This is a genomic window from Microcoleus sp. BM001215392, assembly GCF_036700185.1.
Lineage (GTDB): Bacteria > Cyanobacteriota > Cyanobacteriia > Cyanobacteriales > Microcoleaceae > Microcoleus.
This window is the reverse complement of sequence record NZ_JAUBOJ010000282.1, coordinates 1-10,109: the sequence shown is the minus strand read 5'-3', so window position 1 is coordinate 10,109 and position 10,109 is coordinate 1. Positions and strand designations below refer to the sequence as shown.

The 10,109-nt window shown below is 46.2% G+C and carries 12 protein-coding genes; 3 read left to right on the top strand and 9 right to left on the bottom strand.

The window, feature by feature from the left end:
- Nucleotides 1-311: DUF4351 domain-containing protein (locus tag QT974_RS24400; RefSeq protein ID WP_333470997.1), on the top strand; the 311-nt coding region annotated here is incomplete at its 5' end.
- A gap of 117 nt (nt 312-428) precedes the next feature.
- Here QT974_RS24400 and QT974_RS24395 read toward each other — a convergent pair.
- The 7 genes from QT974_RS24395 to QT974_RS24365 all read right to left on the bottom strand — a co-directional run bounded on the left by QT974_RS24395 (nt 429) and on the right by QT974_RS24365 (nt 5,620).
- Nucleotides 429-1,202 (bottom strand): class II aldolase/adducin family protein, encoded by a 774-nt coding sequence (locus QT974_RS24395; protein WP_333470996.1) that lies wholly within the window; start codon nt 1,200-1,202, stop codon nt 429-431.
- 55 nt (nt 1,203-1,257) lie between these two features.
- Nucleotides 1,258-1,986: a hypothetical protein gene (locus QT974_RS24390; protein WP_333470995.1), complete on the bottom strand. Its 729-nt coding sequence runs from the start codon at nt 1,984-1,986 to the stop codon at nt 1,258-1,260.
- Between the two features lie 169 nt (nt 1,987-2,155).
- The gene (locus QT974_RS24385) at nt 2,156-3,406 is read right to left on the bottom strand and encodes an NAD(P)/FAD-dependent oxidoreductase (protein ID WP_333470994.1); all 1,251 of its coding nucleotides are present in this window, start codon (nt 3,404-3,406) and stop codon (nt 2,156-2,158) included.
- 24 nt (nt 3,407-3,430) lie between these two features.
- Nucleotides 3,431-3,592, bottom strand: a complete 162-nt coding sequence (gene rd, locus QT974_RS24380; RefSeq protein WP_333470993.1) for a rubredoxin — start codon at nt 3,590-3,592, stop codon at nt 3,431-3,433.
- Between the two features lie 423 nt (nt 3,593-4,015).
- A complete protein-coding gene (locus QT974_RS24375; RefSeq protein WP_333470992.1) occupies nt 4,016-4,783 on the bottom strand; it encodes a ChaB family protein in 768 nt (255 codons plus the stop codon).
- Between the two features lie 175 nt (nt 4,784-4,958).
- Nucleotides 4,959-5,330, bottom strand: coding sequence for a DUF5615 family PIN-like protein (locus QT974_RS24370; RefSeq protein WP_333470991.1), 372 nt, complete (start codon nt 5,328-5,330; stop codon nt 4,959-4,961).
- Nucleotides 5,327-5,620 carry a DUF433 domain-containing protein gene (locus QT974_RS24365; RefSeq protein ID WP_333470990.1) on the bottom strand — a complete coding sequence of 98 codons (294 nt, stop codon included), beginning with the start codon at nt 5,618-5,620 and terminating at the stop codon, nt 5,327-5,329. The genes QT974_RS24370 and QT974_RS24365 overlap by 4 nt, the downstream gene beginning before the upstream one ends.
- Nucleotides 5,621-5,699: 79 nt before the next feature.
- On the opposite strand from QT974_RS24365, the gene QT974_RS24360 reads away from it, so the two are divergent.
- Entirely contained in the window at nt 5,700-6,374 is a 675-nt protein-coding gene (locus QT974_RS24360; protein ID WP_333470989.1) for a polysaccharide deacetylase family protein, read from the top strand.
- Nucleotides 6,375-6,564: 190 nt separating this feature from the next.
- A complete protein-coding gene (locus QT974_RS24355) occupies nt 6,565-8,046 on the top strand; it encodes an S-layer homology domain-containing protein (RefSeq protein WP_333470988.1) in 1,482 nt (493 codons plus the stop codon).
- An 88-nt stretch (nt 8,047-8,134) separates the two neighbouring features.
- Here QT974_RS24355 and QT974_RS24350 read toward each other — a convergent pair whose 3' ends face one another.
- On the bottom strand, nt 8,135-8,491 hold the full coding sequence (locus QT974_RS24350) for a hypothetical protein (protein ID WP_333470987.1): 357 nt from the start codon (nt 8,489-8,491) through the stop codon (nt 8,135-8,137).
- A 257-nt stretch (nt 8,492-8,748) separates the two neighbouring features.
- Entirely contained in the window at nt 8,749-9,924 is a 1,176-nt protein-coding gene (locus QT974_RS24345) for a sulfotransferase family protein (protein ID WP_333470986.1), read from the bottom strand.
- Between the last annotated feature and the right edge of the window lie 185 nt (nt 9,925-10,109).

Sequence of the window (10,109 nt, the reverse complement as noted above, 5' to 3'; positions counted from 1 at the left end):
TAAACCTTGAGGAATTACAAGCATTAGAAAAGCGGGAAATGTTTTTTGAAGACCAACGCGGTGCTGTTATCAAAGGGATGCAAGAAGGTCGCCAAGAAGGTCGTCAAGAAGGTCGTCAAGAAGGTCTAATTGAGGGACAAATAGCATTAATTATGCGTCAAATCGCGCGGCGTACTGGTGAAATACCAGCAACAATCCAAACTCGCATCCAGCAGTTATCTCCCCAACAATTAGATGATTTAGGAGAAATTTTGCTAGATTTTACCAGTCAAGAGGATTTGGTTGCTTGGCTGGAATCGGCTTCGAGATAAATCTCTAAACTCCTTAAGTTCGATCGTTCGGACTTCAGTCCTCTTCTTCTCTAGGAGTCAATCAGGACTAAAGTCCGAACGATCGAACCATTTTTTTTGTGGATAATATCAAAGCTGTTAATCTAACAAGTCAGGTTCCCGGCGCACAATCATGTCATAAAGTGGTTGAAAGCTAAACCATCCCATGCGGTGCGATCCGACTTGCTGCTGTGTCAAACGCGCACATTCTGGCTTGATGAGAATGGGTTTTCCGGCTGCTTCGGCCATTAACTGCGCCTGACAAGAACGTTCCATTGCAATAAACCACCAAGCTGCTTCATCAACTGTTTCACCTACTGTCAACAGTCCGTGATTTTGTAAAATAATCGCTTTTTTATCTCCTAAAGTTTTGGCGATGCGTTTAGCTTCTTCGATTTCCAAAACAACTCCGGTGTAATCGTCAAATAAAGCGTGATCTTCGTAAAAAGAACAAGCATCTTGAGTCAGCGGGTCAAGAATCCGACCGAGACTCGACCAACTTTTGCCGTAGGGTGAATGGGCGTGCGCTGCTGCGATTACGTCGGGGCGGGCTGCGTGAACTTGCGAATGAATCGCAAATGCTGCTTCGTTTACGGGTTTATTTCCTTCAACAACTTCGCCTTTGTGGTTGACTAAAATTAGGTCGCTGACTCCAATTAAACTAAAGTGCATTCCAAAGGAATTTACCCAGAAATGATCGAGGTGTTCGGGGTCGCGGACAGTGATGTGTCCGGCAATTCCTTCGCTAAATCCGAAGCGACCAAATAATCTGAGTGCGGCGGCTAAACGCTGTTTGCGGTGGCGGCGTTCTTCTTCAATTGAGTTGAAGGTTGGGGGTTGAAAAGTGACTTTTGGAACTTTTACTGCTATCATAGATGTTTGGTAATTGGGAATTGGGGATCGGGCATTAGTTGTTATTTATTATTTGTTATTTGAGCCGCGTTTCCTCGGACTTTTGACTGACATCCGTTACATCCGTTACAGCCGCTACACTCATTCGTTTCGGAACTTGTTCGCTCAGGCGCAAACCTGCTATATTTTTGCAGTCGAAAGTGGCGTTATTCCCGGGGCGCCGTTCGATTAATTCGATAATTTGTCCGGCGGGGTTTTGCAGAAACCACTGGGTTAATGAGCCGTAATTTAAAGGTTTCTCTGACAAAGGCTTAAAGTTTTTATTTTGCCATATTGTAGCAGCATTCTGCACGTTTTCGACTCGAATCGCGATGTGGTGAACTGCTGTTAATCCTCTTTCTTGCTGGAAGCGGTTTTTTTGGTCGCCGGCTGCGTGGGGCGAATCCAATACTACTAAGCCGCCGGCTGGCATTAATAAGGTCATTAAATGCAGCCATAAATCGGAGGGAACATTGATGTTTTCCGAACAGAAGTTGATTGGGAATAAGTCGGGGCCTTCAACTGTTTTGGCGCCGAAGGGGCGAAAAGATTCGGCGTAGTCTTCGAGTTGAGTGCGACTGGGAAATGTGATGACAAAGTGGTCGATCGCAACTTGTTCGTCGTACAGCTTTGTTTCAAACGTCCAGGTTGTTAAAAATTCGGGACTGATAAATTTGGGGTTGAATTCCAGTAAGCCGTTTTTTTCGAGGAAAGGTGAGTCAAGGTGGCGATCGAACTTTAGGTTTTGTAGATTCAAGTTTTTCATGTATCTCACCCGATGTTGAAGGAGGCAAAACTACTAATTTTGTCTGCAAGCTGAAGTTGACTCACATTTGGTGCGCCTTAATTCAAAAATAACACAAAATTTAATACTGGCAAGCCGATCGCCCGATCGCAACTCCCAAACCTCGCTCGATCGCAAGCTTAAAATAGTATCATTTGCCGATCGCGATTCCGGCCAACCACGCCGTAGTCCAAGCACTTTGGAAGTTAAAACCGCCCGTCACGCCGTCGATATCCAAGATTTCGCCAGCAAAGAAAAGTCCGGGACAGCGGCGGCTTTCCATTGTCTTAAAATCGACTTCCTTGAGGTTGACACCGCCGCAGGTGACGAATTCTTCCTTAAATGCGCCCTTTCCAGCGATTTGATATTCGCCTTGGACGAGTTCTTGTAAAAGGCGATCGAGGGCTTTGTTGGATAAGTCAGCCCAGCGTTTTTGCTCGTCAATGCCGATCGAACTTGTCAAACGTTCCCAGAGGCGGCGCGGCATCGGAAACGGACAGCTAGAGACGATCAATCGGTGCGACAACTGCGATTTGACCCCTAGCAGTTGCTGGCGCAAAACCTCCGCGTTGTACTGAGGAAGCCAATTAATCAGCACAGATGTTCGATAATGGCGATCGTGCAAAAATCTCGCACCCCAAGCCGAAAGTTTGAGTACAGCAGGCCCGCTGACACCCCAGTGAGTGATTAACAAAGGCCCGCTTTGTTCTAATTTTGCTCCCGGCAATTTCACCTTAGCATTCGGAACCGAAACCCCGGCTAAATCTTTGATTCTGCCATCAGCAATATTAAAAGTAAATAGAGAAGGAACGGGCACTTCTACAGTATTACCTAACTCTTTTGCCCATTTGAAACCCGACGGATTGCTACCTGTAGCGAGAAGGATGCGATCGCACTTCAACTCTTCCCCAGATTTCAACTCAATAGTAAACCCAGGTACCGCACCTTCCCAGCCGTCCTCTGCTGCGGTATTTCCGATTATTTTCTTGACTGAAACGACTGCATCGCCCGTGCGAATCCTCACGCCTGCATCCTCAGCGGCGCGGATCAAACAGTTAACAATTGTCTCCGAATCGTCTGTAATCGGAAACATTCGCCCGTCTGCTTCTGTTTTCAATTTAACACCATGACTGGCGAACCAATCAACAGTATCGCGGGGTTGAAATCTAGTAAAAGCACCGCGCAGAGCTTTTCCACCTCTGGGGTAATTCTGCACTAAAACACCGGGGTCAAAACAAGCATGAGTGACATTGCAGCGTCCGCCGCCAGAAATGCGAACTTTTGCTAGAAGTTGGCGGCCTGCTTCTAGTAAAGTGACGCGGGCTTGCGGGTAGGTTTTGGCACAGGTAATTGCACTAAAAAAACCCGCTGCACCCCCGCCTATGACTGTAATTTTTAGCATTCGATCGGACAAATTTTTTCTCGCTTATTCTTCTGGTTCAAAATCGGATTTTGTCGCCCCGCAAGTCGGACAAACCCAATCGTCGGGGATATCTTCAAAGGCTGTACCGGGCGGTATGTCTCCGTCGGGGTCGCCTACTTCTGGATCGTAGACGTAATTGCAAACTGTACAAACGTATTTTTGCATTTGCTTTCCCAATTTTAGATTGTCAGCCTGTAGATTGTACTTGACAGGGCAACTTTGTGCAAGACCAGAAAAATTAAGTTTTTCATAATTCACAATTATAAAAGAGACCTCTGGTAAAAATAAATAGGACGATGCTCGGAGCAACGTCCCACAAGAACAAAGATTGTGGGACGTTGCTCCGAGCCTCGTGCCCAAATTTGATTAATATCGTTTCCAGTTGTATCGGAATAATTTTACCGCAGAGAGCGCAGAGAACACAGAGGAAGAGAAGAGAGAGATGAATACAGGACGATGCTACCTGATGTGATATAAAATGACTGAGACAATATTGTCCTATCTAATCTAAACTCTCAAATATTACAAGCCTCTAAAACTTCAGTTCTAGAGGCTGCATTCTATCTTTTATTAGTTAATCGGGGGGTACTAGACTTTAGCTAAAGGCTTAGTCCAAACGCCGCTTTCATCTTCTTCGTACTGCTTGTGAATGGCTTCCCAGGCTGCGTGTTCGGCTTGGATCGAGTCGTTGCTTTCGTCAAAGGCGCTGTTGTAGGATTCCATAAAGGTTTTTTGTGCTGCTTCCGACAGGTGCGATCGCACTTCTGGAGACAAGTCAGCCGGACTGTTGCAGCGACCTTTGACGGCGCGCGGTAGCGTCATTTCGCTAACTGAAACTTCTTCGCCGCCTGCGCTTTCTAGCAACAGTTGGAATTCGCCAGATTTATCTGCGGGAACTTCGGCCATCACCAGAAATTCGCCTGCTTCAACGCGGGTTTGATAGATAGTTGCTTTGTCTTCGGGCATTCCCAAAGCAACTAATGCCGAAACTAAGCCCGCACCGGCCGAACCTGCGATCGCGCCGCTAGCTGCACCTAACAATACAGCACCCAGCGGGCCTGCGGATACTACTGCACCGACAAAGGGAATAAACAGCACGCCGACGCCTGTTAGCAAGCCCAAAAAAGAACCGAATAAGGAACCAAAAATCGCGCCGCTTCTCAGGCCTCCTAAAATCACATCTTTTTTAGTTAGAAAGCCGGCAATTTTAGTTTTGGACTGAAAGTTTTTGCCCATGACTGAGATGTGGTCGCGGGAGACTCCGCGATCGAGCAACCGCCGAATTACGCCGTCTAATTGTTCTTCTTCCTTAAATACGGCTGAAACTGTGCGTTCTGCTAGATATTCCTCTGACATTGCTCCTCCTTAGTGGTTTATCGATTATTTATGCTTGTTTTTAGTATAGGAGGACACTGTAGGGCGATCGCATCGATCTTGAGATAGAGGTGAGTGCGATCGGAGATAGTTTGAGGCTATATCAAAAGAGTTAAACAGGTTTGTATTTTCTGGTGCGACCGATGATTCTAGGCTTTTATTCAGATTTTATGTACTCCGCTAAAAATACCAATTGATTTATCATATCTTCGGCTGACTTAGTAGCAATCAAGTTTAAAATACCCCGCAACTGCTCGCCAATCGAGTACCGCTGTTGAACACCCATAATAATTCCAGCATGACCGATCTCTTGGGCCACAAAGGTACTGTGCAAACGACAAAAATCTTTAGTGTTGAAACTGTATATGGCACGCCCTTGCTCTGCTGCCCAAATGAGTTGTTCCTCATCTGAACAGCTAAGGTTGTTAGCGTCCGAGGTAGTTATTACGTCTATACCAGAAGTTCGCAGAGCGAGTATCAACGAGCGTTGGAGAATATCCTCATCCATGTATAAACAAATTCTGCTCACGATAGCTTACCTGCCATATATTCTGCTTCCAAACGGTCATACTCTTCGTAGTAAGCTGCTATTTCTGCGTCCATTGCTTCCTGGTTTGCATAATAATAAGTGAGCGCTGCATAAATTTTTGCTAAGGTCAAATGCGGTCTTTCATCAATCATTTGTTGTGGAGTCATCCCGGCATTAAAATCAATAGCAATGTTCTGTACCGTAATTCGAGTTCCTGCAATTCGCGGGCGGCCACCGCAAGTTCCTGGCGTGCGGACAATTAGCGTTCCTATCTCAACGGCAGTTGTCATATTCACCTCAATTGAGTTAAGTTTAATTTATTGTAACACAGCTTCATTTCTACCCGATCGCATTTAACAAGGTCAATCAATGCCCCTAGCACCTTTATTTCCTGTCGTTCATCCCATTCTCAAAACGGCTTTTCCCGGATGTCTGTGGACGGGAGATATCAACAGCCGAGAAATTGCCCTAACATTTGATGATGGGCCGCACCGAAATCACACGCCTCAACTGCTAAAAGTTTTAGATAAATACGACATCAAAGCGAGTTTTTTCTGGCTGGGTTTTTGCGTGGACAGGCATCCAGAAACGGCTAAAGAAGTGTACGATCGCGGACACTGGATCGGCCTCCACGGCTACCAGCACGTATCGTTTGCCAAACTCAAAACCCACGAACTCAAACACAGTTTAGAAGATACAAGAAAAGCAATCAGCAAAGCTTGCGATTTAGACCCAAAATTAATCCGCGATGTGCGCCCGCCAAATGGCATTTTTAGGCCGCGAACATTAGAGTTATTGCAACAGTGGGAATATCGCCCGGTAATGTGGAGTGTTGTCCCGGAAGATTGGGTGCGGCCGGGGGTGATGAAAGTTACGAGTCGCGTCGTGCAGCAAACAGAAAATGGCTCAATAATTGTACTGCACGACGGTTATTGCGGCGGCGAAGATGTGGCGGCTTCTGCTGATAAAATTATTCCATTGCTGTTGTATAAAGGTTACAAGTTTGTAACAGTCGATCGCCTGTGGCAACAAATTTCTGTCTGATTGTGTCAGTGCGATCGCCAGCAAAGCAATCGCCAAGGTTTAAAATTGCTTCGCTTGGACTTGCAATCACTGTACGGCTGTGAATGCAGAAATCCTGAGTATGTTAACACAAACAGGGTAGAATACCTGATATTGTATAAGATTTGCTTCGGTTTCGATCGCAAAGAAAGCAAGTAGAGGAGGCTGTGGTATGGTTCGATCGCACAAACGTCAAGCTGTCATCGCTTTAGTGGTAGCCCTGGGCATAATCATCGGCAATTTAGTGTTTCCAGGCCTGAATGTAGCGCCGGCATTGGCAGAAGCCAAATTTAAAGATGTCAAAGACCATTGGGCTCAAGCCTGTATAGAAGAATTAGCCGAGAAAAAAATCATCAGCGGCTACTACGAAGATGGCACTTTTCGCCCGAACCGCCCAGTCAGTCGCGCTGAATTTGCGGCGATGCTGCGCAGAGCTTTTCCTGATGCAAAAACCGTCCGCAATCCGATCGACTTTGCAGATATTCCCACGAATTACTGGGGTTATAAAGCCATTCGAGAAGCTTATCAAACGGGTTTTATGTCCGGTTCCAGTGGCAGTATTTTCAATGCGACTTTGAACATTCCCCGCTGGCAGGTTTTGGTAGCCTTAAGCAGCGGCTTGAAATATACGCCTGCTGGTTCAGCGCCTGAGATTTTGAATGCGACTTTTGAAGATGCGCGAGACATTCCCGAACTTGCGAGAAATGCGATCGCCGCCGCCGCAGAAAAACGACTTGTGGTCAATTATCCCGCCGTCAAACAGTTAGAACCTACACGCAATGCAACGCGCGCCGAAGTAGCAACTTTTCTGTGTCAGGCGATCGCCAAACCAGGCCAAACAGCTTTAGTTCCCTCACAATACATCGCGCAAGTTCCGCCGGATATCGGCCCGCCGAGAACCACAGAAATCTCGGAGTCTGGGAAAGTTCGGGCGGAAGTTTCTTTCGTGAAAGAAGCAGAAAATGCTAAAAATATCCGCATCAAAATTATCCGTGACGGTAAAACGTTACTAGAAGAACCAGTGCTGATTCCCACTCGTTCTCTAGCAGACAATCCCGACAAAAAAGCCAGCGATGAAGTATCGGAAGGGCGTTTGTTATCCGTGCGAATCCGCGATTTGGACGGCGACAAGGAACCGGAAGTGCTGGCAGATTTAGTCTCAATCAACAGCGGCGTCCGCTGTTGCAATTATTCGTTTATTTACCGCTACGACTCCGCGGCAAAGAAATACACTCACATCAAGCATTTTTGGGGCAATGTGAGTTACGAAATTGTCGATTTTGGCAAAAATGATATCCCGGAGTTCAAGAGTCAAGACGGGCGATTTGCCGAGGCTTTTACCAATTCTGCCGATTCTCGCTTACCGCTGCAAATTTGGCAGTACCGGCCAGGTAAAATGGAAGATGTTACGAAGCAGTATCTCGTGGAAGTATACAGCAATGGTGCTGAGTTGTGGCTGGAATCTCGGAAGCGCTTAAGCGAAGATGCAGAGGTAAAAGGCGTGTTGGCGGCCTTCATGGCGAGCAAGTATGTGGCGGGCCAGGAGGCGGAAGGCTGGCGGTTATTGGAGGGAGTTTATCAAGGGCGCGATCGCACTCAATTCTTTGGGAAGTTGCGCGAGTTTTTGGTAAGTACGGGTTATGCGAGTAAGTAGGTTTGGCGAACATTGCAGAGTAGAGGGATGAATTAGCCGGGGACAGAAACATCCCCGGAGTCATCCCGATTTTCATTCCAAGCATTTTTCACTCCGTGCGATCGTCTTGCTCGCTAGAAGAAATATATAATAGCCAAGTGAGCAGGACGATCTGAGTTTTAAAAGTTAAAATGTTCATTCTAAGACGCTCGCGCACCAGCGACATCCTAATTGACTCTTCACGTACTTTGTGTGCGACATCTTCAATTTCAGGTAGCAAATGAGCAACACCAAATATCTTTCCAAGGCGAGATGTTTTGAGAAATGCTTGCCTTTGGGCGTGAGTCATTATAACTTTTGTCCCAGCCATTACTTCATCAGTAGTCAACAATTCTTGCGCCTCCCCATTCGCTTTCGTGTCTCTGACAGAAGGCGACGGCTGCTGTTCGTAAAAATCTAAAGGCATATCCATCTTCTCAAGGTACGTTGTTGCGCTTGGGCGCTCTTTATAATATTAGCAAAGAGCGCCCAAGCGCAACAACGTACCTAATTTGTATGACGATAATAAAACTGCCCTAGCTTGCCCCGATAGATAGGGGGTAGGCACTCTGATATATCAGAAAATTATTTTTGCAAGAGGTCTAATTATAAAGCAACTCCAAACCCTCTGCGCGATTCTAGTAGGGTGCGTCAGCTTCTGACGCACCCTACAGTATACGATACTTACCATGCAAATTCTCTATTCGTATATTCGGCTAATTCTTGATTGTGCGGCTGAAAATATTCGCGCAGTCCCTGACTGACAACATCATTCACCGGCTGATAATTAGCACTGTTATATTGTTTGTAATCGCTGAGTTGATAATCTGGTAAATCTAAAAAATTAAAGACTTGGCTGAGTGTCGCAGCCGGATTTGCATAAAATTCTTCACTCTGCAATATTAAAAACTGTTCCCTGGGAAAAAAATTCATCCACTGTTTGAGGCTGCAAGCATAAAGACTCTTATAAATATAATGACAATCTTTCCAATAACTTTTATCTGCTAAACTTGTTTCGGTAGCGCCAGCAAGTAATTGCAACTCGGCATCGATCGCCTTTTCAAACGTCCTGCATTCCGTGCCGCGCCTCACCAGCATTTGATAGTGCGACAAAGCGCGATCGACTGGATTTCGCAAAATCACAATCAGCTTAACTTTTGGCAAACATCCGTGCAATCTTGACGCAGCTAGCGGGTGAGTTAGATAAGTCGGAGTTGCTTCTCCTGTGAAAAAATGATGCGCCTCTATTGGCGGCGGAAAGTGCGCTTGATACCAAGCTAATCCTTTGTTGAAATGTTCTGAGAAGAAACAGATTTCTTTATTGGCAGCGGGTAAAATTTGCGGGTGCGAAGTGATATATTTGTAGAGAGAAGTTGTGCCGCACCTCGGAGAACCGATGATGATGAAATCGGGTTCGCGCAATCCGGTAGAATTCCATTCTACTTGCGACAGTTCCGGGCGAGATGCTACAGTTTGCAAGCGGACTGCGGTTTGAAAAAGTGCGATCGACTCCTGGATTTTTCCCTGCTTGCTCAGCGCCACTGCCAAGTTAATGTAGGCTAAGGGGAAATTTGGCAAAATCTCGATAACTTCGCGGTACAGAGCCACCAAACCGTCAATCAGAGGAGAATCTTTGGGGAGGGGCGCGTACATTAACGGGAAGTAAGCGGCGGTAAAGTTTGGTTGCAGGAGAATGGCTTTTTGGTGACAGGCGACGGCGGCGGCAATTTGGCCGTTTTGTTGCAGGGCTTTTCCTAAATCGTGGTAAGCTGAGGGCGAATTGGGATTTTGGACGATCGCTCTTTCGTAAAGCGCGATCGACTGTTGCAATTTTTCGCGATCGTTTAAGCTGTTCGGCATTTAAATCGTATTTTAAGAAACAATCAAATTCTTGTGGGGTGCGCTTTGACGCTACCCAAAATATGCAATTTCTCCCCATTGTTTTGGGTATTTTTAGAAACAATATTTGGGGTGCATCTGGTTTTGGAAGAGGGCGAAGCATGACCGCAGATAAGTTATTAGTTATAATCCCATATTGAATGCGG